This window comes from Streptomyces sp. NPDC001100 (assembly GCF_053598575.1).
Genome location: NZ_JBSFKO010000055.1, coordinates 34,256 through 56,975 on the forward strand (window position 1 = coordinate 34,256; position 22,720 = coordinate 56,975).

Genomic DNA, 22,720 nt, shown 5'->3' on the forward strand with positions numbered 1-22,720 from the left:
CCATGGCGGTGCTCAGCTGTTGGACGGGCTGAGCACCGCGGGCCGCCGGGACGCGATCACCCTGCGCGCGAGGGACTTGGGGCTGGTGAGGAAGCCGTAGCCCCAGGACATGTGCATGGTGGCGAGGGCGACGGGGATCTGGAGCCGGGCCCTCAGGGACAGGCCCTTGCCCGCCGGAAGGGAGCCCAGCGCGATCGCCGCGAGGTAGCCGCCCGGGATCAGGAATCCCCAGGGCGTCAGGGCCGCGCCGACCACGATCCCGGCCGCGATCGCGCACACGGCGGTCGGCGGGGCGAGGTAGCGCAGGTTGATGGAGCCCTCGTGGTAGCGGGCGACGACGTGCCGCCAGCGGCCGTAGTCCTTGTACTGCTTGGCGAGGGCCTTCACCGACGGGCGGGGGCGGTACGACACCTTCAGCTCCGGCGAGAACCAGATCAGGCCGCCCGCCTCGCGGATGCGGAAGTTCAGCTCCCAGTCCTGGGCGCGGATGAACTCCTCGTTGTAGCCGCCCTGTTGCTCCAGCGCCTCGCGCCGGAACACCCCGAGGTAGACCGTCTCGGCGGAGCCCGCTTCCCCTCCCGTGTGGAAGGCCGCGTTGCCCACGCCGATCTTGGAGGTCATCGCGGCGGCGACCGCGTCCTCCCAGGCGTTCTCGCCCTCGGCGTGCATGATGCCGCCGACGTTCTGCGCGCCGGTCTCCTCCAGGAGCCGTACGGCGGTGGCGATGTAGTTCGGCGAGAGCATGCCGTGGCCGTCGACGCGGACGACGATCGGATGGCGGGATGCCTTGATCGCGGCGTTGAGGGCGGCGGGCGTGCGGCCGGCCGGGTTCGGGACGGTGTGGACTCGGGAGTCCTCGCGCACGAGCTCGGCCGCGATCTCGTCCGTGCGGTCCTTCGAGGGACCGAGGGCGAGCACGACCTCCATCTCGCCGGCGTACTCCTGCGCGAGGATCGCTTGGACGGCTCCGCGCAGATGCCGCTCCTCGTCGAGGACGGGCATGATCACAGAAACGGCGGGGAGCCGCACGTCGGGCTTGGCGTTCATAGGGGGCTCACGTTACCGCGAACGGGGGACACGGACGCGCCCCGCCCGGGCGGCTGCGGCGGTATCAGATCGTATGGGCCTACGGTGCTCAAGATCCCACGTACGGCCCTCGCGGAGGTGTCCCCCATGCCCACGCCGCCCCGCCGCTCCCCCGCCGCCCGTCCCCCGCAGCGCCGCCCACGGCCCCCCGTACGGCCGAAGAAGCCGCGCTGGGCCATGCGGGCGGCGACGACGCTGTCCGTGGTGGTGCTCGCGTCCGCCGGGATCGGGCACGCCGTGGTCAGCAGCCTCGACGCGGACATCGCCCGCGTCGACCCCTTCAAGGACATGAAGAACCGGCCGCGGGCGGGCCACGGCATGAACGTCCTGCTGGTCGGCACCGACGGGCGCGACAGGATCACCGAGGCGGAGCGGCGCGCGTACCACCTGGGCGGCGCGCCCTGCCACTGCACCGACACGATCATGATCGTGCACATCTCGGAGGACCGGGAGCGGGCCAGCGTGGTCAGCCTGCCGCGCGACTCCTACGCCGAGGTACCGGGGATCCCGGGCCGTCCCGCGCACCCCATCAAGATCAACGCGGCGTACGCGGAGGGCGGCCCCAACCTCACCGTGCAGACCGTCGAGAGCATGACCCACGTGAAGATCGACCACTACCTGGAGGTCGACTTCACCAGCTTCATGAAGACGGTCGACGTCCTGGGCGGGGTGAAGATCTGCACCGCCGAACCCCTGAAGGACTCGTACACGGGTCTCGACCTCCCCGCCGGCTCGCACACCCTGATGGGCGGCCAGGCCCTCCAGTACGTCCGCTCGCGGCACGTCGACGGCGCCTCCGACCTCGGCCGGATGAAGCGCCAGCAGCGCTTCCTGGCGGCGCTGATCGACCGGGCCACCTCCTCCGGGGTGCTGCTGAACCCGCTGAAGTTCCGCGACGTGACCCAGGCCGTGCTCGGCTCGGTCCGCGCGGACAAGGGCTTCGGCACCGACGAACTCCTCGACCTCGGCCGCGCGATGCGCAGCTTCTCGCCCTCCTCCTCCGAGTTCACCACCGTGCCCATCGGACAGATGGGATACGTCGTGAAGGGCATCGGCTCCACGCTGAAGTGGGACGAACCGAAGGCGGCGAAGCTCTTCGCGGCCCTGCGCGACGACAAGCCGCTGACCGTGCACCGGGCGCCGCGCGCCAATGCCGTGAAGGTCGACGTGGCCCCGCAGCAGATCCAGGTCCAGGTGGAGAACGGCACTGCGACGGCCGGCCTCGGCAAGCGCGTCGACGCGGCACTGGCGGCGACCGGCTTCCGCACGACGCACCAGCCGGTGAGCGCCGCCGACCACGCCGTACGACGGACGGTGATCGCCTACGACCCCCGCTGGGACCGGTCCGCGAAGTCCCTCGCGGCGGCGCTGCCCGGGAGCGAGCTGCGGGCGGTGAAGGGGCAGGGGCCGCTGCTGAAGGTGATCGCCGGGAGCGACTTCAAGCAGGTCACCCGGGTGCGGGCGGCGGATGTGCAGCAGGGCGAGTTCGGGGTGGTGACCGGGGACGAGGTGGGGTGTTCGTAGTGAAGTGGGGCGTTTTGTAACAGCGTCGGCGGAGGGCCTCAGTCGTCGAGGCCCTCCGCCGCCCGCTTCTCGCGCAGCTCCATGATGGCGCGGCGGCGGGACAGCCGGTGGGTGCGGCGGATCTGGGCCTCCTGGCAGCGGCGCTCGTCGCGCTCGGTCTCCGGGATCACCGGCGGTACGGCCCGGGGCTTGCCGTCGGCGTCGACGGCGGCGAACACCAGATACGCCGAGCCGACCTGAGTGGCCGGGGTCGACTCGTTCCACCGCTCGGCCAGGACCCGCACGCCGACCTCCATCGAGGTCCGGCCGGTCCAGTTGACCTGCGCCTTCACATGGACGAGGTCACCGACCCTGACCGGTTCGAGGAACGCCATCTCGTCCATCGACGCGGTGACGGCCGGTCCGCCGCTGTGCCGCCCGGCGACCGCGCCCGCCGCGTCGTCGACCAGCTTCATGATCACACCGCCGTGCACGGTCCCCAGCAGGTTCGTGTCGGCGTTCGTCATGATGTGGCTGAGGGTGGTCCGGGAGGCGGACGTCGGCTTGCCCGGCAGATCTGTCATGGACGCCACCCTATGCCGGGGTGGACATCTGCGGACTTTGTGTTGGCTTCGCAACAGCAGTGCCCTGATTTTCCTACGACCCTTGTAAACGACATGGCCGCTGCCTGCACACTGGGCCCCATGAACGATTGGCCCGAGGGATGGTCCGGCGGCAACCGCGGCAACGAGTACGGACGCGGTAGCGCGAACGCACAGCCGGAGAGCGCACGCGTGATGCGCCAGGTACGACGCGGCCCGCAGGCCCCGCCGTACGGCGCCGGAGTCCCGCCGCAGCCGTCGTACACGGGCGGCCAGGGCTATGACGAGGGCCAGAACGGCTACGGCCAGGGCGGCTACGACAACAACGGGTACGACGGCTACAACACCGGCCAGGTCTACGGCGGCGGGTCCGGCGGACCGGCCGGGCCGGACGGCGGCCAGGGTCCGCGGCGCGCGCCGAACTGGCGTCGCCGTATCAAGTGGACCGCGATCACCGTGGTCACCGTGCTGGTCGTGACCACCATCGGCACCTACTTCTGGGCCGACTCCAAGCTGAACCGCGACGTCGACCTGTCGAAGGTGATCGACCGGCCGGCGGGCGGCGACGGCACGAACTACCTGATCGTCGGCTCCGACAGCCGCGAGGGGCTGACGGCCGCCGAGAAGAAGAAGCTGCACACCGGTTCCGCCGCGGGCAAGCGCACCGACTCGATGATGATCCTGCACGTGGGCTCCAGCGGCGACACGCTGATCTCGCTGCCGCGCGACTCGAACGTGACGATCCCGTCGTACGTGGGCTCCACCTCGGGCAAGACGTACCAGAACACGGGCCGCCAGACGAAGCTCAACGCGGCGTACGCGGAGGACGGGCCGACGCTCCTCGTCCGCACCGTCGAGTACAACATGGGCCTGCACATCGACCACTACGTGGAGATCGGCTTCAACGGCTTCGCGGACATCGTGGACGCGGTCGGCGGTGTCACGCTCACCATCGACAAGGGCTTCAAGGACTCGTACTCGGGCGCCAACTTCAAGGCCGGCAAGCAGACGCTGAACGGCGAGGAGGCCCTGGCCTTCGTCCGCACCCGGCACGCGTTCGCCGCCTCCGACCTGCAGCGCACGAAGAACCAGCAGAAGTTCCTGTCCGCCCTGGCCCACCAGGTGGCGACCCCGGGCACGCTCCTCAACCCCTTCAAGCTCTACCCGACGCTCGGCGCGGGCCTCGACTCCCTCTCCGTCGACAAGGACATGTCGCTCTGGGACCTGGCGTCCATGTTCTGGGCGATGAAGGGCGTCAGCGGCGGCGACGGCACCTCGATGAACATGCCGATCTCCGGCTCCACCGGGGGCAACCTCCTCTGGGACAAGGCGAAGGTCAAGACCCTGGTGAACGAGCTGAACAACGACCAGAAGGTGACGGTCTCGGGCAACTGACGCGAGCGGTGACATGAGAAAGGGGCCCTTGTCCGCATCGGACGAGGGCCCCCTTCTTGCATTCGCCGTCGCTTACGGCAGGTTGCGCGCCATCACGATGCGCTGGACCTGGTTCGTGCCCTCGTAGATCTGGGTGATCTTGGCGTCGCGCATCATGCGCTCGACCGGATAGTCCCGCGTGTAGCCGTAGCCGCCGAGGAGCTGGACCGCGTCGACAGTGACCTCCATCGCGACGTCCGAGGCGAAGCACTTGGCGGCGGCGCCCTGGAAGGTGAGGTTCTTGTCGCCGCGTTCCGAGGCCGCCGCGGCCTGGTAGGTAAGGGCGCGGGCGGCCTCGATCTTCATGGCCATGTCGGCCAGCATGAACTGGATGCCCTGGAAGTCGGCGATCGGCTTGCCGAACTGCTTGCGCTCCTTGACGTAGCCCTTGGCGTAGTCGAGGGCGCCCTGGGCGATGCCGAGGGCCTGGGCCGCGATGGTGATGCGGGTGTGGTCCAGGGTCTTCATCGCGGTGGCGAAGCCGGTGCCCTCGGCGCCGATCATGCGGTCGGCCGGGATGCGGACGTTGTCGAGGTAGACCTCGCGGGTCGGGGAGCCCTTGATGCCGAGCTTCTTCTCCGGGGCGCCGAAGGAGACGCCCTCGTCGGACTTCTCGACGACGAAGGCGCTGATGCCCTTGGAGCGCTTCTCGGGGTCCGTCACCGCCATCACCGTGTAGTACTCGGAGACGCCCGCGTTGGTGATCCAGCGCTTCACGCCGTTGAGGACGTAGTGGTCGCCGTCGCGGACCGCCTTCGTCTTCATGCCGGCCGCGTCCGAGCCCGCGTCCGGCTCGGAGAGGGCGTACGAGAACATCGCGTCGCCCTTGGCGAGCGGGGTCATGTACTTCTTCTTCAGGTCCTCGGAGCCCGAGAGGATCACGGGGAGCGAGCCCAGCTTGTTCACCGCGGGGATGAGGGAGGAGGACGCGCAGACGCGGGCCACCTCCTCGATCACGATGACCGTGGCCAGCGCGTCCGCGCCGGTGCCGCCGTACTCCTCGGGCACGTGGACGGCGTGCAGGTCGTTCGCGACGAGGGCGTCGAGCGCCTCCTGCGGGAAGCGGGACTCCTCGTCCACCGCTGCGGCGTACGGCGCGATCTTCGCCTCGGCCAGTGAGCGGATCGCGTCGCGGAGCATGTCGTGCTCCTCGGACGGGCGGTACAGGTCGAAGTCAGCCGATCCGGCCAAGGTCTCTCACGCTCCAAGGATGCTGTGACGACGGTGCTAATTACTGTTAAGTAACCCAAATTTTAGGGGCCCGCCCACGGGAGTGATACGTGAGCTTGGCGACAGGGGGAAAGGTGCCCGTCAGGACCTCCGACTATGCTCGGGCGCGCATCGCACCCGTACCCCTTCTGGAGCACTCATGGCCCTCAAGATCACCGTGATCGGCACCGGCTACCTGGGCGCCACGCACGCCGCGGCCATGGCCGAGCTGGGCTTCGAGGTGCTGGGTCTGGACGTCGTGCCGGAGAAGATCGAGATGCTCCAGCGCGGTGAGGTCCCGATGTACGAACCGGGGCTGGAGGAGCTGCTGCGCAAGCACGTCGCCGGGATCGAGGGATCCAGCGGGCGGCTGCGTTTCACCATGGACTGGGCCGAGGTCGCGGAGTTCGGGGACGTCCACTTCATGTGCACGAACACCCCGCAGAAGCACGGCGAGTACGCGTGCGACATGTCGTACGTCGACCGGGCCTTCGAGCTGCTCGCCCCGCACCTCACCCGCCCCGCGCTCGTCGTCGGCAAGTCCACCGTGCCGGTCGGTTCGGCGGACCGGCTGGCCGCCTATCTCGCCGAGCACGCCCCCGCCGGTGCGGACGCCGAGCTGGCCTGGAACCCGGAGTTCCTCCGCGAGGGCCTCGCCGTCGAGGACACGCTGCGGCCGGACCGGATCGTGGTCGGCGTACGCAGCGAGCGGGCCGAGAAGCTGCTGCGCGAGGTGTACGCGGTGCCGGTCGGGGCCGGGTCGCCGTTCGTGGTGACCGACTTCCCGACCGCCGAGCTGGTGAAGACGGCCGCGAACTCCTTCCTCGCCACAAAGATCTCCTTCATCAACGCCATGGCCGAGGTCTGCGAGGCCGCCGACGGCGATGTCGTGAAGCTGGCCGAGGCGATCGGGCACGACGAGCGGATCGGCAACAAGTTCCTGCGGGCCGGCATCGGCTTCGGCGGCGGCTGCCTGCCCAAGGACATCCGGGCGTTCATGGCACGCGCCGGTGAACTGGGCGCCGACCAGGCCCTCACCTTCCTGCGCGAGATCGACTCCATCAACATGCGGCGGCGCGGCCAGATGGTCGAGATGGCACGCGAGGCGCTCGGCGGCGGGTCCTTCCTGGGCAAGCGGGTCGCCGTGCTCGGCGCGGCCTTCAAGCCCGACTCGGACGACGTCCGCGACTCCCCCGCGCTGAACGTCGCCGGCCAGATCCACCTCCAGGGCGGCCAGGTCACCGTCTACGACCCGAAGGGCATGGACAACGCCCGGCGGCTGTTCCCGACGCTCGGCTACGCCGACACCGCCGTGGAGGCCGTGCGCGGCGCCGATGTCGTCCTGCACCTGACGGAGTGGCGGGAGTTCCGCGAGCTGGACCCGGCGGAACTCGGCGAAGGCGTGCGGGCCCGCCTCATTCTCGACGGGCGGAATGCGCTCGACCCGGAACTGTGGCGGAAGGCCGGTTGGACTTACCGGGCGATGGGCCGGCCCACCGCATAACGAGTCCTGGGGGGAGGGGGCCTTGGGGCCGAGAGGGCCGAGAAGGCCGAGAGGGTCCTGGGCGGGTAATTCCCCTGCAGCTCAACGGAATTCCGGGACGGGGGCGGCCGCACGCATGGATGCCGTGCCACCCCGCCCGGGGCCGGGGCCTGGGCGCCGTTCCCTGGGTCCCTGAGGCTTGACCGCCCCAGCCCGGCACGGACCCGCGAATTGGCATATGCCACCTCCGGGAATTCCCGCACCGAGTTCGAATTCAATTCGAGTAATGTGTGGGAATCGGTCTGCCCCCTGCGCGCTTTCTTCACAGTCGCATTGCGTGGAATAACGTCGATGTCGCCCGGTCTCACAGTCGGGCCACACCCGAAAGAGAGCCAGGCAACAGGCGGTTAACTGGCCCGTAGTCACGGGGAATCCGCACTCCACTGCACTGAGTCGCGTCCGCCGCATTCCGCGGCCGGATTGACCTGAGCATGCCAGGAGTGTCTCATCATGCCCTTGTTCCGCCGGGCGGAGTGGCCGAGAGATCACCGCGACGAGCTGGTCGCGGGCGCGCTGGTCGGAGCCGTGGTGATCGTGCTCGGCTACGCGTCGGGCATCGGCGCCCCCACCGCCTCCGGCGAGGCCGCCGCTCCCGCCGCCACGCCTCCCGCCGCCACCGCGCCACCGGCCGCCGGAACGGCTCCGGCCGACTCCGCCCCGGGCGGTTCGGAGGCCCAAGTCCCGGGCGGCACAGGGGTGTTCCCGGTGACCGGCGGGTCCGGCACGGAATCCGGCACCGGCCTCGGTACCGGACAGACCGGCACCGGGTACGACCACGGCACCTCGCCCACCTACGGGCCCACGCCGACCCCCGCCTCCCCGTCCCCCACCCCCTCCCCCTCCGGCTCCTCGACCACGGCGCCGCCCTCCGACAGCGGCGGCTGCGAGGACGGCGAGGTGCGTGTCGTGGCACCGCTCCTGACCGGCCTCACCCAGTCCCTCTTCGGCGTCCTCGACGGCGCGGACGCCGAAGAGCCCACCGCGCAGCCCTCGCCGTGCGTCGGACTCGCACCGCTGGACGGCCTGTTGGGCGCCACCGCGGCACCGGCTTCCTCCGCGTCCCCGTCGCCGGAGGCCACCCCGTGACGACCGTGACGACCGTCCGCCGCGCTCTCCTGGTTCTGCTCTCCGCCGTCCTCCTCGGTCTCCTCACCACCACCCCCGCCGCCGCCCACACCGAGCTGGTCCGTTCCACGCCGAAGGACGGTGCCCGGCTGGAGAAGGCTCCCGACGGCCTCGCCCTCGTCTTCGACGAGGCCGTCGACCCCGCCGACATACGTGTCATGACGCCGGAGGGCGACCGGCTGCCCGTGACCCGGGTTCCGGGCAAGGGCAGTGCCACGGTGCGGGTCGCGCTCCCCCACGCGAGCGGGGACACCCTCAAGCTCACCTGGTCCGTCATCGACGAGGAGGACGGTCACGCCACCTCCGGGCGGCTGACCTTCGACATCGGCGCGCGGACCACCCAGGACCGCGGCGGCGAGGCCACGGCCGCTCCCGCACCTTCCCCCTCGGTGCGCAAGGGCCTCGTCGCCGCCCGCTGGACCGGATATCTGTCGCTGGCCCTGTTCGTGGGCGGCCTCGCCTTCGTCGCCCTGCTGTGGCCGCGCGGCGCGGGCGAGCGGCGGGCGCGGATGCTGCTCGGTCTGGCCTGGACGTGCGGGCTGGCGTCGACCGTGGCGGCCCTCGGCCTGCAGGGCGCGTACACCGCGCTCGGCGGCCTGCGGGACGCGCTGCGCCCGGCGACGTACACCGACGTCCTCACCACCGAGCCCGGTATCGCGCTCGCCGCCCGGGGCCTGTTGTGGGTGCTCGCGGCCGTGGTGCTGGCCGCGCTGCTGCAGGGCGGTGCGCGGACCGCCCGTTCGCCCGGCTGGCGCGTCGGGGCCGGCGCGGTGGCCCTCGGGCTGCTGCGGGCGACCGGCATGGCGGGTCACAACTCCGAGGGCACCGAGCCGACTTGGGGCGCCGTCGCCGACCTCGTCCATCTGCTCGGCGTCTCCCTCTGGATCGGCGGGCTGACCATGCTCACGGTGGCCGTGCTGCCGCGCCGCGAGCCCGGTGAGCTGGCGGCCGTGGTGCCCGGCTACTCGAAGCTGGCCGCCGTGAGCGTGACGGCGATCGTGGCCGCCGGTCTGGTGCTCGCCTGGCAGATCGTGGGGTCCTACGACGCCCTGCTGCACACCTCGTACGGGCATCTGCTGCTTCTCAAGACGGGCGTCCTCGCCGTCGTCCTGGCCGCCGCCTGGTGCAGCCGCCAGTGGACGCGCACCCGCCTCGATCTCGCCGTGCTGCTGCGCGGCGACGCCGCCACCGTGCGGCCCTTCGGTTACTCGGTCGCGGCGGAGACGGGGCTCGTCCTCGTCGTGCTCGCCGTGACGAGTCTGCTGGTCACGGCCGACCCCGGCCGCTGAACTCCCCCATGGAACAAAGGAGTTGTTTTGAAACGCACTGAAGAGACCGGTGACCGGCGGCGCCGCTCACCGGCCGGCAACCGGGCCCTGCTGGTCGCCGGGCTCGGCGCGGCCCTCGCGGCCGTGCTCAGCCTGGGGCTGCTGCAGGCGGCCTCCGGCTCCGGCGGGACCTCGGACACGGCGGCAGCGGGCGCGGCTCAGGCGCCCGCAGCGGCCGAGGTGCAGCCCGCGGCGGCTGCCGAGCCGGACTACCAGGTCGACATCACGAACTACAAGTTCGGCGACGGCAAGCAGCTCGTCGTCAAGGTCGGCCAGACCGTCCGGTGGACCAACCACGACACCGCGCCGCACACGGTCACCACCACGAAGGCCCCGGTGAAGTTCGACTCGGGCACCCTGAACCAGGGCGACTCCTGGTCGTACACGTTCACCAAGGCCGGGACGTACGAGTACTACTGCGCCGTGCACCCGGACATGGTGTCGTCCGTGAAGGTCGTCGCGGACGACGGCGGCGGCACGGGCGGCGGTACGACACCCACGGCCACGCCGACGGCGACCCCGACCGGCACGCCCACGGCCACCCCGACGGCCACCCCGACCGGCATGCCCATGCCCACCGGCACGGCGACCGCCACACCCACCACCACGCCGACCGGGTCCGACGGCGGCAGCACCCAGTGCACCAGCGTCCAGGACGTACTGCTGCCGATCCTCCAGCACATCAACACCGCGCACCTGGAACGCTCCCCGGCCCAGCAGGTGCAGGACGCGCTCGCGCTCGACTCCTACATCAAGATGCACACGGTGTGGGTCGAGACGATCCTCAAGCCCGTCACCGAGGGCGGCGGCACGGTGCTCGACAGCACGCTGAGCGTGCTGCTCAACCACATCAACAAGGCACACCTGGAGGAGTCGCTCGGGCAGCAGGTCACCGATCTGCTCGACGTCGACGGCTACGTGAAGATGCACACGGTCTGGGCCGAGCAACTGCTCACGCCCACCGAGGACTTCGTCACCGGCAGCTGCTGACGCGGTCCGCGGCACGACAAGGACGCCGGTCCGGCCGAGGCTCAGTCGGCCGGACCGGCGCCCGCTCATTCTCCACGTGTTCACCACCACTCCGGAACCGCTTTCACAGGAGACCTGGATGACAACCGTCACTCTCCCCACCGTCCCGCCCCCACCGGAGTCGCACACCGGCACCCGTCGCCTGCCGCTGCCCGGCGACTATCCGGTGGCGCCCGGCCGCTCGCTCGTCGAACTCACCTGCTGGTACGGCCCGTTGCCCACGCTGCGCCGCCGCATCGCCCTCGCCGGGGCGTCCCTCATGGTTCCCGACTCCTCCGAACACCCCTTGTTCCGCTTCGAGTTCGACGATCCGCGGCTCCCGGCCCGGCTCACCTCCGAGCGCGTGGAGCCGTTCGCCGGGGGTCGCCGGCTACAGCTCACCGGTGACCTCGACATCGACGGGACCGCCTTCCCCGTACTGCTGCGGCTGCGCGTCGTCGAGCACGCGGACGACCGGCTGCTCGTGGTGGGTACGGCCCGGCTGCCGTACCGGCTGCTGCGGCGGGCCACGGGTTTCCGGGCCGGTCGTCCCGCCACGCGGCTGCGGCTGCTGGTCGCCGCGGAGTTCGCGTGAGGGCGGCGGGGCGGGCGGTGCCGGGTGCCGCGGCCGCCGTACTCGCCCTTCTCGGTCTGCTGGTGCTGCCCGCCGGACAGGCGTCGGCCGCTTCGTACCACGTGGTGATGAAGGGGTACGCCTTCTCGCCCACGGCGCTGACGATCACGGCCGGCACGACGGTGACCTGGACCAACGAGGACACCGCACCGCACGACGTGAAGACCACGTCGGGTCCGGTCGCGATCCACTCGCCCATGCTGAGCAAGGGCGGAAGCTGGAGCTTCACGTTCGGCACGGCGGGCTCGTACGGCTATGTCTGCACCGTCCACCCGGGCATGACGGCCCAGTTGGTGGTGAAGGCGGCACCACCACCGGCGACATCGGCGGCGCCCACGGCGCACCAGCACGGCGGCTCGTCGTCGGGCTCGTCCGGGTCGTCCGGTTCCGGGCAGCAGCACGCCACCGTGCCGGACCGGACCGCCGTGGCGAGGACACCCGCGCACTCCTCGTCCCCGTCCCACGCGATGTCGATGCCGACGGCGGCGGCCACACCGGCGCCCGCGACGACCGCGCCGCAGGCCGCACAGGTCCAGCAGACCGCGTCGACGTCCCGTCCGCTGGATCCGCTGCTGGTGCTGGCGGGGCTGGTGGCCGGAGTCGCCGTCACGTGCCTGCTGCTGGTGGGGTCGCGGGCCGCGCAGGCGGACGGCGGGGGCGAGACGAAGGGCTAGGAGACGCCGTCGAGCCCAACCGTCGGGTCAGGACGGCTCTCCGGCCTGCCGGGCACGGTACGTCCGCATCTTCGCGCGCGCCCCGCACACCGCCATCGAGCACCAGCGCCCCCGTCCCGCCGGGCTGCGGTCGTAGTACGCCCAGTGGCAGGTCGGGGCCTCGCAGGCCTTGAGGCGGGGCCAGGTGCCCGCGACGAGGGACTGGGCGATCGCCGCCGCAACGCGGGAGAGCAGGGGTTCCACGTCGGCGGGGGTGAGCCGGGCGGAACCGTCCCGGGCGTCGAGCGCGATCAACAGCGGGGCGCGCGCGAGGAGTTCGCCGAGCGGGGTCACGTCCTGGTGCGCGGGGTGGCCCGCGTGGGCGAGCAGGGTGGCGCGCAGGGACTCGCGGAGTTCGCGGGCCGTCTCTGTCTCCCCCTCCGCGAGCCCGAAGGGGGCCCGGCCCTCCTCCGTGTCCAGCGCGTCGGCTCCCGCCTCGATGTCCAGCGTGTTCACCAGGGCCTCGATCAGGGCCAGGTCGCCGGGCGCGGGAACTCTCTCACTCATGCTTGCGACGTTACCTCCAATGCGGGAGCATGAGGTAACCGTTACCGGCTGACGCCGTATATGGGTAACCCGAAGGAGTTCGTCATGGCCATCGCCAAGCTGGGCACCGTCGTCCTGGACTGTCCCGACCCCCGCGCGCTCGCCGCGTTCTACGCCGAGATCCTGGGCGGCACCGCCGACGGAGAGGGCGACTGGATGGACCTGAAGGTCGCCGGCGGACAGTCGCTGGCGTTCCAGCGGGCGCCGGGGCACGTACCGCCGAAGTGGCCGGCGCCCGCCGACTCGCAGCAGTTCCACCTCGATCTGACCGTCGAGGACCTGGACGCGGCCGAGAAGGGCGTCCTGGAACTGGGCGCGACCCCGCTGGACGCCGAGGACCGCTCGCGCGGTTTCCGGGTGTACGCCGACCCGGCGGGGCACCCGTTCTGCCTCTGCGCCTGCTGACTCAGGAGGTCGACGTGACTGCCATTCGCTTCCGTTCCATCGTGATCGACTGCCCGGACCCGCTCGCGCTCGCCGGGTTCTACGCCGGCGTCCTGGGCGGCACGCCCCGCGCCGCCGACGAGGAGTGGGTCGTCCTCGACATCCCGGACGGGCCGCGGATCGCCTTCCAGCGGGTGCCGGAGGCGGAGTACACCCCGCCCGAGTGGCCGAGCGCGGACCGGCCGCAGCAGTTCCACCTCGACTTCGACGCCGGATCGACGTGGGAGGAGATCGAGGCGGCGGAGCAGGCCGTACTGGCGCTCGGCGCGCGGCTGTTGGAGCGGCAGGACAAGGAGGACTTCCGGGTGTACGCCGATCCGGCAGGGCATCCGTTCTGCCTCTGCCGGATCGACCACCCGTAGAACCGCTTGGCGACCTACCCGTCCAGCTCGGCGATCTTCGCCGTCGACGGCTCGCGGCGCTGCTGGGCGGCGCGGGCCGTGAAGTCGGCGCTGCGCAGGGCGCGTTGGACGTTGCCCCAGCTGAGCAGGGCGAGGTCGGGCTCGGACCAGCCGCGGTGGAGGAGCTCGGCGAAGAGGTTCGGGTAGCAGGAGGCGTCGGCGAGGTCCTGCGGGTGGGCGGTGCCGGCGTCGTAGGTGCCGGACAGGGCGACGGACTCCGGGCCCGCGATCCGGCGGACGTGGTCGAGGTGGTCGGCGACGTCCCGGACGGACGGGCCGGTCTGCTCGGCGGTGAGCGGCACCATGCACAGGCCCTTGGCGGCGCCGACCGCGGCGAGGATTCCGTCGGAGAGGTTCGCCGGGTGGGGGCGCAGGGTGCGGGCGGCGGAGCGGGTGAACAGCACCGGTGCCTTCGAGGCCGCGAGCGCGCGGCGGATCGTCTCCTCGGAGGCGCCGGAGAGGTCGGCGAGCACCCCGAGGCGGTTCATCTCCCGCACGACCTCCTCGCCGAACCGGGTCAGCCCCGCCTCGCTCGCCCAGGACACCCCGGACAGCGTGAGGACCCGCAGCCCCAGCGCGTGCAGCGAGCGCAGGATGCCCAGCGAGTCGCCGAGCGCGGGGGCTCCGGCGGGGCCCAGCAGCACGGCGACGCGGCCGCAGTTGCGCACGTCGGTGGTCTGCCCCGCGGTGTACGCCAGCCGCAGCCCTTCGGGGTGGGCGCGGACCACGGTGTTCACGAGGTCGAGCTGCTCCAGCGTGGCGCCGACCGCCCGGTCCCCGGCCAGCCCCTCCGGCAGATGCAGCGACCAGAACAGCGCGCCCACATGCCCCTCCCGCAGCCGCGGTACATCGGTGTCCACGGAACTCTCCCCCAGCTCCAGGTCGAACCACGGCAGATGCCGCAACGCCCACGGCAGCCCGCTGTAGCCGTCGGCGACCGGGTGCGCGGCGAGGATGGCGTGCGCGCGCTCCAGGGGCGCCGCGGCCGGGTCGGAGACGGGGTCGTACGGTTCCGCGCTGTCCGGCGGGAAGGGCCCGGCGGGAAAGGGCTCGTGGACCAAGTCGTCGAGCTCGCCGACCTCGGTCGTCGCGTGCAGGTGGTCCTGGAGGTCGGCCATGGCGGGCTCCGTACGTCGTTACGGCAGTACGGTCACCGTCGCACGCTGACGTGGGGGCTTCCTGGTGGGCGGGGCGTTCGGGGTACGGCGCGGGAGTGGCCGCTCCCGCGCCGCGCCGGCCACCGGTTCCTCAGCCGTCCAGCGACTCGATCGTGGCGTTGGACGGCCCCCGCGTCGCCCGGAGCTCCCGCGCCACGTCCTCCGCCGCGCCCAGCACCCGTACCGCGTTCCGCCAGGTCAGCTTGGCCAGGTCGGCCCTGGACCAGCCGCGGTCCAGCAGCTCGGCGATGAGGTTCGGGTAGCCGGAGACGTCGTTCAGCCCGTCCGGGGTGAAGGCCGTGCCGTCGTAGTCGCCGCCGATGCCGAGGTGGTCGACGCCCGCGACCTCGCGCATGTGGTCGAGGTGGTCGGCGACCGTGGAGACGGTGGCGGCCGGGCGCGGGTGGTGCTCCTCGAAGGCGCGGTGCACCTTCATCGCCTCTTCGGTGGTCTCCAGGTGGTGCAGCCCGTGCGCGCGCATGTTGTCGTCGGCGGCGGCCGTCCAGTCCACGGCGGCCTGGAGCACGAACTTCGGCACGAACGTCACCATCGCCATGCCGCCGTTGGCGGGCAGCCGCTCCAGCACGTCGTCGGGGATGTTGCGCGGATGGTCGCAGACCGCCCGGGACGACGAGTGGGAGAAGATCACCGGGGCCGTCGACGTGTCCAGCGCGTCGCGCATCGTCGTGGCCGCCACGTGCGAGAGGTCGACGAGCATGCCCTCGCGGTTCATCTCCCGCACGACCTCCCGGCCGAACGCCGACAGCCCGCCGACCCCCGGTTCGTCCGTCGCCGAGTCCGCCCACGCCACGTTGTCGTTGTGGGTGAGCGTCATGTACCGGACGCCCAGGGCGTACAACCCCCGCAGCGTGCCGAGGGAGTTGGCGATGGAATGCCCGCCCTCCGCACCCATGAGGGAGGCGATACGACCCTCCGCGCGCGCCGCCTCCATGTCCGCGGCGGTCAGCGCGGGCGCCAGTTCCTGCGGATAGCGGGCCAGCAACTGCCGTACGCAGTCGATCTGTTCGAGCGTCATCGGCACCGGGTCGGGCAGGTCCGAGCGGACGTACACCGACCAGTACTGCGCACCGACACCGCCCTCGCGCAGCCGCGGGAGGTCGGTGTGCAGATGCGCGTTCTGATGGACGGCGATGTCGCGGGCGTCGAGGTCGTAGCCGACCTGCTTGCGCAGCGCCCAGGGCAGGTCGTTGTGCCCGTCGACGACCGGGAACTCGCGGAGCAGTTCCCGGGCCTGGTCCAGCGAGGTCATGCCCGTCACTTCCCGAAGCCGAAGCCGCTGCCGCCGGCGCCGCTGTCGACCTTGGCGCGCAGCCGCTTGCCCTTCTCGGTGGCCTGGTCGTTCAGCTCCTGCTGGAACTCCCGCATCCGGACGAGGAGTTCCTCGTCGTGGGTGGCCAAGATGCGGGCCGCGAGGAGTCCCGCGTTGCGCGCGCCGGCGACCGAGACGGTGGCGACGGGGACGCCGGCCGGCATCTGCACGATGGAGAGCAGCGAGTCCATGCCGTCCAGGTACTTCAGCGGTACGGGGACACCGATCACCGGCAGCGGGGTCACCGAGGCGAGCATCCCGGGCAGGTGGGCGGCGCCGCCCGCGCCCGCGATGATCACCTTGAGGCCGCGGCCGTCGGCCTGCTCGCCGTACGTGATCATCTCGCGCGGCATGCGGTGTGCGGAGACGACGTCGACCTCGTAGGCGATCTCGAACTCGTCGAGGGCCTTGGCGGCGGCCTCCATGACGGGCCAGTCGGAGTCCGAGCCCATGACGATTCCTACGACGGCGGGTCCTGCGACGGAGCTCATTCGGTGATCGTGCCTCTCAGATAGCCGGCTGCGTGGCGGGCGCGGTCCAGGACGTCGGCCAGGTCGGTGCCGTAGGTGTTGACGTGGCCCACCTTGCGGCCGGGCTTCACGTCCTTGCCGTACATGTGGATCTTCAGCTGGGGGTCGCGGGCCATGCAGTGCAGGTACGCGGAGTACATGTCCGGGTAGTCGCCGCCCAGGACGTTGCACATCACGGTCCAGGGGGCGCGGGCGCGCGGGTCGCCCAGCGGGAGGTCGAGGACCGCGCGGACGTGGTTGGCGAACTGGCTGGTGACCGCGCCGTCCTGGGTCCAGTGACCGGAGTTGTGCGGGCGCATCGCGAGTTCGTTGACGAGGATGCGGCCGTCGCCGGTCTGGAACAGCTCGACGGCGAGATGGCCGACGACACCGAGTTCCTTGGCGATGCGCAGCGCCATCTCCTCGGCCTGGAGGGCGAGGGACTCGTCGAGGTCGGGGGCGGGTGCGATGACGGTGTCGCAGACGCCGTTCACCTGCTGGGACTCGACGACCGGGTAGGCGACGGCCTGGCCGTGCGGGGAGCGGACGACGTTCGCCGCCAGCTCCCGTACGAAGTCGACCTTCTCCTCGGCGAGGACCGGGACACCGGCCCGGAAGGGGTCGGCCGCCTCCTCCGCCGACTCGACGACCCACACGCCCTTGCCGTCGTAGCCGCCGCGGACGGTCTTGAGTACGACGGGAAAGCCGTCGCCCTCCGCCGCGAACGCGACCACGTCAGCCGGGTCGGCGACGATGCGGTGCCTGGGGCACGGCACACCGATCCCGACGAGCTTGGCCCGCATCACGCCCTTGTCCTGGGCGTGCACGAGCGCGTCCGGGCCCGGGCGCACGGGGATGCCGTCCGCCTCCAGGGCACGCAGATGCTCGGTGGGCACGTGTTCGTGATCGAAGGTGATCACGTCGCAGCCCCGCGCGAAGTCACGCAGCGTGTCGAGGTCGCGGTAGTCGCCGACGACGACATCGCCGACGACCTGCGCCGCGGAATCCTGAGGGGTGTCACTCAGAAGCTTGAATTTGATGCCGAGCGGGATGCCCGCCTCGTGTGTCATACGAGCGAGCTGCCCCCCGCCGACCATGCCGACTACCGGGAACGTCACTCCCCCAGGGTATCGGTCACGCGGCGGGGGCCCGATTTCCGTACCTCTTACCCTTCTTTTCCGGGTCTCTTCCCGACCTGTGAGCGGCTTCGCGGGCGGCGGGGGAATGCGATGGTTAGCATGGCTGGGTCGACGAATCCGCGATGACACCCGAGATGACAGGGGCCTGCACACCCATGGAACGTGGTTCCGAAGGGCCTTTCAAACGGCTCGCGCACGAAGTCGCCAAGTTCGGTGCGGTGGGCGTGGTGGGCACCGTGGTGAACTTCGCGGTCTCCAACCTGCTGTGGCACCTGACCAGCCTGCAGGCCGTGCGCGCCAATGTGATCGCGACGATCGTCGCCATCGGGTGCAACTACGTCGGCTTCCGCTACTTCACCTACCGCGACCGCGACAAGAGCGCGCGCACCAAGGAACTCACCCTGTTCCTGGCGTTCAGCCTGATCGGCCTGGTGATCGAGAACGGCGTCCTGTTCGCGGCGATCTACGGCTTCGGCTGGGACAGCTCGCTGCAGCGCAACGTCTTCAAGGTGCTCGGCATCGGCATCGCCACCCTGTTCCGCTTCTGGTCGTACCGCACCTGGGTGTTCAAGGCGCTGCCGGCCGAGGAACCGGTCGTGGAGACCGACGCTTTCCCTAAGCCGTCCGAGCCGCAGTCGCTGTCCCGCCCCAAACAGCGCGTGAGCTGAACGGCCCGCTCCTCCGCCTCAGCGGACGGTGGGCTCTTCCTCGTCCGCCGGCAGCCGCTTCGTCGGCGGCGTGCGCGACAGGAACAGGCCGAACACCGGCGGCTGCGCCTGCAGCATCTCCAGCCGGCCGCCGTCCGCCTCCGCGAGGTCGCGCGCGACCGCCAGGCCGATCCCCGTGGAGTTGCGGCCGCTGATCGTCCGCTCGAAGATCCGCGCACCGAGATCGGTCGGAACCCCCGGACCCTCGTCCGTGACCTCCACGACGGCCTGGTTGCCGGTGACCCGGGTGCGCAGGGCGACCGTACCGCCGCCGTGCATGAGCGAGTTCTCGATCAGCGCGGCCAGCACCTGGGCGACCGCCCCCGGGGTGCCGACGGCCTGCAGATGCCGTTTGCCGGAGCTGACGATCGCGCGGCCGGCGCTGCGGTAGGCGGGCCGCCACTCGGCCAGCTGCTGCTGGATGACCTCGTCGAGATCGAAGGAGACGGCGGAGCCGGTACGGGGGTCACGCGCGTTGGTCAGCAGCCGCTCCACGACGTCGGTGAGCCGCTCGACCTGCGTGAGCGCGATCGTCGCCTCCTCCTTCACCGTGTCCGGGTCGTCCGTGAGGGTGATCTCCTCAAGGCGCATGGACAGCGCGGTCAGCGGCGTACGCAACTGGTGCGAGGCGTCCGCGGCGAGCCTGCGCTCGGCGGTGAGCATGCGGGCGATGCGCTCTGCGGAGGAGTCGAGCACATCGGCGACCCGGTCCAGTTCGGGAACGCTGTAGCGCTTGTGCCGAGGCCGCGGGTCACCCGACCCCAGCCGCTCGGCGGTCTCCGCGAGGTCGGTGAGCGGCGAGGCGAGCCGGTTGGCCTGCCGTACCGCGAGCAGTACGGCGGCCACGACGGCGAGCAGCGCCACGGCACCGATGATGAGCAGCGTCCGCCCGACCTCGCGGGTGACGTTCGAGCGCGGCTCCACCACGGTGACCGTCTCGCCCTCCTCGCCCTTGGCGGTGGAGTGGATGACGTCACCCGTCGGCTTGGTGCCGACCTCGATCACCGGGTCGCCCGGGATGCGGATCACGGCGTAGCGATCCTCCGTGACCTGGGTGCGCAGCACCTCCGAGTCGACGATCTCCGCGCCGAGGATCCGGCTGTCCACGATGCTGGCCAGCCGGAGCGCCTCGGAATCCACGCGTTCCTGGGCGCTGTTGCTGATCGTGCGCGTCTCCACGATGACAAGAGACACACCAAAGACGGCGATCACGACGAGCACCACAGCGAGGGTGGACTGAATAAGACGACGACGCACGGGACCCTCCGGGCGGTGACTTTTAGAGAACCGGTGTGTGCAGCGCCCTTAGGGGTGCGGGCCGTGTCGATCTTCGGCTCCGCCGCGTGGGCGCGACCAGCCACAGCCGGCCCGCACCCGCGCACCCACACAAGCCACCACGGCGGTGTCGCGCGTAGACCGGCTAGCTCTTCTCGAAGCGGAAACCGACACCCCGCACCGTGGCGATGTACCGAGGGTTCGCCGCATCGTCACCGAGCTTCTTCCGCAGCCAGGAGATGTGCATGTCGAGGGTCTTGGTCGACGACCACCACGTGGTGTCCCAAACCTCACGCATCAGCTGGTCACGCGTCACCACCCGCCCGGCGTCCCGCACCAGAACGCGCAGCAGGTCGAACTCCTTGGCGGTGAGCTGGAGTTCCTCGTCGCCCATCCACGCACGGTGCGACTCGACGTCGATCCGCACCCCGTGCGTGGCCGGCGGCTGCGCCGGCTCGGCGGCGCCGCGCCGCAGCAGGGCCCGGACGCGGGCGAGCAGTTCGGCGAGCCGGAAGGGTTTGGTGACGTAGTCGTCGGCGCCCGCGTCGAGGCCCACGACGGTGTCCACCTCGTCGGCGCGCGCGGTCAGGATGAGGATCGGGACGGTGTGGCCCTCGGCGCGCAGCCGGCGGGCCACTTCAAGGCCGTCCATGCCGGGCAGGCCCAGGTCCAGGACACACAGGTCGATGCCGCCCTGGATGCCGGCATCGAGCGCTGTCGGTCCGTCCTCGCGCACCTCGACCTCGTAACCTTCCCGTCGCAAAGCGCGGGCCAGCGGCTCCGAGATGGACGCGTCGTCCTCGGCGAGCAGTACACGGGTCATGAGGTGATGGTAGTCCGCCTCGGACAGCGGTCGAGGTGTGATCGCCACGAGTGATTCTTACCTTGGGGGAAGTCGGATTCACGACGGTGAAGATTCCGGTCCGAACCTGTGTCTGTGGGATGCCATCCTTGTATCCACCTTCGAAAAGCCGATCACGGTTCCATTTTCCCCTGTGATCGATGTCTCAAGTCCTTCCATTTCCGGCAGTGTCCTGCCGTATGGTGACCTGAACGCCTGTAGCAACACCGGTGACCTTTGGCGATCGTTTACTGCTGAAGGTCTCTTTTGTGTGCGGGCTGGCCGTCGCCAGCCTTGAAAGGAATGACCTGTGGCCGGGCCCGAGCGCAGTACGCGCCGGGCGTGGATCCCGGTGGTCGCCGTCCACCGTCCCGTGACCCGGGGCGGACTCCCCGAGGGCGTGGGGACGGACGTGCCGATCCCGCCGGTGCCGGCCGCCCCCCACCGGGCGCGCTCCCGCTCCTGCACGCGCGTCCCGAACCAGCAAGGAACGACCATGGCGTCCAGCCTGACGAAGGACTCGGTGACTCCGGGCACCCCCGGTTCCGAGAAGACCTTCTTCGGCCACCCCCGCGGACTGGCCACACTCTTCATGACCGAGATGTGGGAGCGGTTCTCCTACTACGGCATGAAGGCTCTGCTCCCGCTGTACCTGGTGGCACCGGGCGGCCTGCACATGAGCGCGGCCACCGCGACCGCGATCTACTCGGTGTACCTGTCGCTCGTGTACCTGCTCGCCCTCCCCGGCGGCTGGTTCGCGGACCGTGTCCTCGGCCCCCGCAAGACGGTCGCCGTCGCGGGCCTGATCATCATGCTCGGCCACCTCACCCTGGCCCTCCCGTCCTCGGGCACGTTCTTCGCGGGCCTCGGCCTCGTGGCGGTCGGCTCCGGTCTCCTGAAGGCCAACATCTCCACGATGGTCGGCCACCTCTACGAGGGCCCGGACGACCCGCGCCGCGACGGTGGCTTCACGCTCTTCTACATCGGCATCAACCTCGGTGCGTTCGCCGCGCCGCTGGTCATCGGTACCGTCGGCGAGAACGTCAACTGGCACTTCGGCTTCGCGCTCGCCGCGGTCGGCATGGCCCTGGGCCTCGCCCAGTACCTGCTCGGCACGCGCCACCTGAGCTCGCGCTCCAGCGTCGTCCCCACCCCGCTGTCCGCCGAGGAGAAGGCGGCCACGCTGCGCAAGTCGGCGCTGTGGGCGGCCGTCGCCGTGGTCTTCTACGCGGTCGTCGGCTTCTCCGGCCACTACACGCTGAACTGGCTGCTGGTCCCCATCACCGTCGCCGGTCTGCTCATCCCTGTCGTGGTCATCGCCCGCATCAAGCGCGACAAGGACCTCGACCGCGCCGACCAGTCGAAGATGTCGGCGTACATCTGGTTCTTCGTCGCCGCGGCCGTGTTCTGGATGATCTACGACCAGGGCGGCTCGACGGTGTCCCTGTTCGCCGACTCCTCGGCGAAGAACACCATCTTCGGCTGGGACTTCCCGGTCTCCTGGTACCAGTCGGTCAACCCGGTCATGATCATGGCGCTGGCCCCGGTCTTCGCCTGGGCCTGGCTGGCCCTGGCCCGCCGCGGCAAGGAGCCGAGCACGGCGACGAAGTTCGCGATGGGCCTGGTCCTCATCGGCGCGTCCTTCTTCCTCTTCCTGGCCCCGCTCGCGATCGCCGACGGCGGCCACAAGGCGGCGGCGATGTGGCTCGTGGCGATCTACTTCGTCCAGACGGTCGGCGAACTGACCCTCTCCCCCGTCGGCCTCTCCGTCACCACGAAGATGGCTCCCGCCAAGTACGCCTCCCAGATGATGGGCGTCTGGTTCCTCGCGGTCACGGCGGGCGACGCGACGACGGGTCTGCTGTCGATCGCCGGAGTGGACCTGAACAAGACAGGCATCGTCGCGTTGCAGGCCGTTCTGGCGGTGCTTGCCGGGGTGGCGGTGTGGATGTACCGGAAGAAGGTGCGGGAGCTCATGGGGGATGTGCACTGACGCACTGACGCCGGCGTTCGTGTTGCCGGTGTTTTGATGGTGCTGGTGGGCCACTCGCTTCTTTGTCAGTGTCGGGCTTCCGCGGACCGAGTAAAGGGCGCTGCGCTGCGCTCCGCGTCGCCTGCGGCGATGGCCCTGCGGGCCACCCTTGACTCGCTCCGCTCCAGCCCGTCTTAGAAGCGAGCGAGCGGCC

General features: G+C 70.8%; 22 protein-coding genes. 12 read left to right on the forward strand and 10 right to left on the reverse strand.

What is annotated here, in order from left to right; genetic code table 11:
* Positions 1–12: 12 nt before the first annotated feature.
* The gene (locus ACWDEW_RS45120) at positions 13–1,047 is read right to left on the reverse strand and encodes a glycosyltransferase family 2 protein (protein ID WP_450521622.1); all 1,035 of its coding nucleotides are present in this window, start codon (positions 1,045–1,047) and stop codon (positions 13–15) included.
* Between the two features lie 126 nt (positions 1,048–1,173).
* Between ACWDEW_RS45120 and ACWDEW_RS45125 the strand changes: the two genes are divergently transcribed.
* Positions 1,174–2,610, forward strand: a complete 1,437-nt coding sequence (locus tag ACWDEW_RS45125; protein WP_450521623.1) for an LCP family protein — start codon at positions 1,174–1,176, stop codon at positions 2,608–2,610.
* Positions 2,611–2,648: 38 nt separating this feature from the next.
* Here the strand turns inward: ACWDEW_RS45125 and ACWDEW_RS45130 are convergent, their stop codons facing one another.
* Positions 2,649–3,173, reverse strand: coding sequence for an acyl-CoA thioesterase (locus ACWDEW_RS45130; RefSeq protein ID WP_019072230.1), 525 nt, complete (start codon positions 3,171–3,173; stop codon positions 2,649–2,651).
* 120 nt (positions 3,174–3,293) lie between these two features.
* Here ACWDEW_RS45130 and ACWDEW_RS45135 point away from each other — a divergent pair, with 120 nt between their 5' ends.
* On the forward strand, positions 3,294–4,586 hold the full coding sequence (locus tag ACWDEW_RS45135; protein ID WP_450521625.1) for an LCP family protein: 1,293 nt from the start codon (positions 3,294–3,296) through the stop codon (positions 4,584–4,586).
* 72 nt (positions 4,587–4,658) lie between these two features.
* Here ACWDEW_RS45135 and ACWDEW_RS45140 read toward each other — a convergent pair whose 3' ends face one another.
* A complete protein-coding gene (locus tag ACWDEW_RS45140) occupies positions 4,659–5,816 on the reverse strand; it encodes an acyl-CoA dehydrogenase (RefSeq protein WP_043686057.1) in 1,158 nt (385 codons plus the stop codon).
* 178 nt (positions 5,817–5,994) lie between these two features.
* On the opposite strand from ACWDEW_RS45140, the gene ACWDEW_RS45145 reads away from it, so the two are divergent.
* The 6 genes from ACWDEW_RS45145 (at position 5,995) to ACWDEW_RS45170 (ending at position 12,146) form a co-directional block, all read left to right on the forward strand.
* On the forward strand, positions 5,995–7,338 hold the full coding sequence (locus ACWDEW_RS45145) for a UDP-glucose dehydrogenase family protein (RefSeq protein WP_450521627.1): 1,344 nt from the start codon (positions 5,995–5,997) through the stop codon (positions 7,336–7,338).
* A gap of 489 nt (positions 7,339–7,827) precedes the next feature.
* Entirely contained in the window at positions 7,828–8,463 is a 636-nt protein-coding gene (locus ACWDEW_RS45150; protein WP_450521628.1) for a hypothetical protein, read from the forward strand.
* Positions 8,460–9,791, forward strand: a complete 1,332-nt coding sequence (locus ACWDEW_RS45155) for a copper resistance CopC/CopD family protein (protein WP_450521630.1) — start codon at positions 8,460–8,462, stop codon at positions 9,789–9,791. The genes ACWDEW_RS45150 and ACWDEW_RS45155 overlap by 4 nt, the downstream gene beginning before the upstream one ends.
* 27 nt (positions 9,792–9,818) lie before the next feature.
* Positions 9,819–10,820 (forward strand): cupredoxin domain-containing protein, encoded by a 1,002-nt coding sequence (locus tag ACWDEW_RS45160; RefSeq protein WP_450521632.1) that lies wholly within the window; start codon positions 9,819–9,821, stop codon positions 10,818–10,820.
* A 118-nt stretch (positions 10,821–10,938) separates the two neighbouring features.
* A complete protein-coding gene (locus tag ACWDEW_RS45165) occupies positions 10,939–11,433 on the forward strand; it encodes a hypothetical protein (protein ID WP_450521634.1) in 495 nt (164 codons plus the stop codon).
* Positions 11,430–12,146 (forward strand): cupredoxin domain-containing protein, encoded by a 717-nt coding sequence (locus ACWDEW_RS45170; protein ID WP_450521636.1) that lies wholly within the window; start codon positions 11,430–11,432, stop codon positions 12,144–12,146. Before ACWDEW_RS45165 ends, ACWDEW_RS45170 begins: the two co-directional genes overlap by 4 nt.
* Before the next feature lie 27 nt (positions 12,147–12,173).
* On the opposite strand, the gene ACWDEW_RS45175 is transcribed toward ACWDEW_RS45170, so the two are convergent.
* Positions 12,174–12,692, reverse strand: a complete 519-nt coding sequence (locus ACWDEW_RS45175) for a CGNR zinc finger domain-containing protein (protein WP_450521638.1) — start codon at positions 12,690–12,692, stop codon at positions 12,174–12,176.
* Between the two features lie 84 nt (positions 12,693–12,776).
* On the opposite strand from ACWDEW_RS45175, the gene ACWDEW_RS45180 reads away from it, so the two are divergent.
* The gene (locus tag ACWDEW_RS45180; RefSeq protein WP_450521640.1) at positions 12,777–13,136 is read left to right on the forward strand and encodes a VOC family protein; all 360 of its coding nucleotides are present in this window, start codon (positions 12,777–12,779) and stop codon (positions 13,134–13,136) included.
* 14 nt (positions 13,137–13,150) lie between these two features.
* Positions 13,151–13,537, forward strand: coding sequence for a VOC family protein (locus tag ACWDEW_RS45185; RefSeq protein WP_450521642.1), 387 nt, complete (start codon positions 13,151–13,153; stop codon positions 13,535–13,537).
* Between the two features lie 14 nt (positions 13,538–13,551).
* Here ACWDEW_RS45185 and ACWDEW_RS45190 read toward each other — a convergent pair whose 3' ends face one another.
* The 4 genes from ACWDEW_RS45190 to ACWDEW_RS45205 form a co-directional block, all read right to left on the reverse strand.
* Entirely contained in the window at positions 13,552–14,694 is a 1,143-nt protein-coding gene (locus ACWDEW_RS45190) for a dipeptidase (RefSeq protein ID WP_450521644.1), read from the reverse strand.
* 130 nt (positions 14,695–14,824) lie between these two features.
* Entirely contained in the window at positions 14,825–16,003 is a 1,179-nt protein-coding gene (locus ACWDEW_RS45195) for a dipeptidase (protein ID WP_450521646.1), read from the reverse strand.
* Positions 16,004–16,008: 5 nt separating this feature from the next.
* Positions 16,009–16,554: a 5-(carboxyamino)imidazole ribonucleotide mutase gene (gene purE, locus ACWDEW_RS45200; RefSeq protein ID WP_450521648.1), complete on the reverse strand. Its 546-nt coding sequence runs from the start codon at positions 16,552–16,554 to the stop codon at positions 16,009–16,011.
* Positions 16,551–17,690, reverse strand: a complete 1,140-nt coding sequence (locus tag ACWDEW_RS45205; RefSeq protein ID WP_450521650.1) for a 5-(carboxyamino)imidazole ribonucleotide synthase — start codon at positions 17,688–17,690, stop codon at positions 16,551–16,553. Before ACWDEW_RS45205 ends, purE begins: the two co-directional genes overlap by 4 nt.
* A gap of 176 nt (positions 17,691–17,866) precedes the next feature.
* Between ACWDEW_RS45205 and ACWDEW_RS45210 the strand changes: the two genes are divergently transcribed.
* Positions 17,867–18,379 carry a GtrA family protein gene (locus ACWDEW_RS45210; protein WP_450521652.1) on the forward strand — a complete coding sequence of 171 codons (513 nt, stop codon included), beginning with the start codon at positions 17,867–17,869 and terminating at the stop codon, positions 18,377–18,379.
* A gap of 18 nt (positions 18,380–18,397) precedes the next feature.
* On the opposite strand, the gene ACWDEW_RS45215 is transcribed toward ACWDEW_RS45210, so the two are convergent.
* The gene (locus tag ACWDEW_RS45215) at positions 18,398–19,675 is read right to left on the reverse strand and encodes an ATP-binding protein (protein WP_450521654.1); all 1,278 of its coding nucleotides are present in this window, start codon (positions 19,673–19,675) and stop codon (positions 18,398–18,400) included.
* Positions 19,676–19,838: 163 nt separating this feature from the next.
* A complete protein-coding gene (locus ACWDEW_RS45220) occupies positions 19,839–20,516 on the reverse strand; it encodes a response regulator transcription factor (protein WP_174447603.1) in 678 nt (225 codons plus the stop codon).
* Positions 20,517–21,030: 514 nt separating this feature from the next.
* On the opposite strand from ACWDEW_RS45220, the gene ACWDEW_RS45225 reads away from it, so the two are divergent.
* Positions 21,031–22,527, forward strand: a complete 1,497-nt coding sequence (locus ACWDEW_RS45225) for an oligopeptide:H+ symporter (RefSeq protein ID WP_450521659.1) — start codon at positions 21,031–21,033, stop codon at positions 22,525–22,527.
* Positions 22,528–22,720: the final 193 nt, after the last annotated feature.

Bases quoted from the DNA above. Each gene is read 5' to 3' on its own strand.
- ACWDEW_RS45190 (WP_450521644.1), bottom strand. From the start codon at position 14,694: ATGGCCGACCTCCAGGACCACCTGCACGCGACGACCGAGGTCGGCGAG.
- ACWDEW_RS45125 (WP_450521623.1), top strand. From the start codon at position 1,174: ATGCCCACGCCGCCCCGCCGCTCCCCCGCCGCCCGTCCCCCGCAGCGC.
- ACWDEW_RS45150 (WP_450521628.1), top strand. From the start codon at position 7,828: ATGCCCTTGTTCCGCCGGGCGGAGTGGCCGAGAGATCACCGCGACGAG.
- ACWDEW_RS45180 (WP_450521640.1), top strand. From the start codon at position 12,777: ATGGCCATCGCCAAGCTGGGCACCGTCGTCCTGGACTGTCCCGACCCC.
- ACWDEW_RS45195 (WP_450521646.1), bottom strand. From the start codon at position 16,003: ATGACCTCGCTGGACCAGGCCCGGGAACTGCTCCGCGAGTTCCCGGTC.
- ACWDEW_RS45135 (WP_450521625.1), top strand. From the start codon at position 3,294: ATGAACGATTGGCCCGAGGGATGGTCCGGCGGCAACCGCGGCAACGAG.
- ACWDEW_RS45120 (WP_450521622.1), bottom strand. From the start codon at position 1,047: ATGAACGCCAAGCCCGACGTGCGGCTCCCCGCCGTTTCTGTGATCATG.
- ACWDEW_RS45165 (WP_450521634.1), top strand. From the start codon at position 10,939: ATGACAACCGTCACTCTCCCCACCGTCCCGCCCCCACCGGAGTCGCAC.
- ACWDEW_RS45145 (WP_450521627.1), top strand. From the start codon at position 5,995: ATGGCCCTCAAGATCACCGTGATCGGCACCGGCTACCTGGGCGCCACG.
- purE (WP_450521648.1), bottom strand. From the start codon at position 16,554: ATGAGCTCCGTCGCAGGACCCGCCGTCGTAGGAATCGTCATGGGCTCG.
- ACWDEW_RS45175 (WP_450521638.1), bottom strand. From the start codon at position 12,692: ATGAGTGAGAGAGTTCCCGCGCCCGGCGACCTGGCCCTGATCGAGGCC.
- ACWDEW_RS45210 (WP_450521652.1), top strand. From the start codon at position 17,867: ATGGAACGTGGTTCCGAAGGGCCTTTCAAACGGCTCGCGCACGAAGTC.
- ACWDEW_RS45220 (WP_174447603.1), bottom strand. From the start codon at position 20,516: ATGACCCGTGTACTGCTCGCCGAGGACGACGCGTCCATCTCGGAGCCG.
- ACWDEW_RS45225 (WP_450521659.1), top strand. From the start codon at position 21,031: ATGGCGTCCAGCCTGACGAAGGACTCGGTGACTCCGGGCACCCCCGGT.
- ACWDEW_RS45130 (WP_019072230.1), bottom strand. From the start codon at position 3,173: ATGACAGATCTGCCGGGCAAGCCGACGTCCGCCTCCCGGACCACCCTC.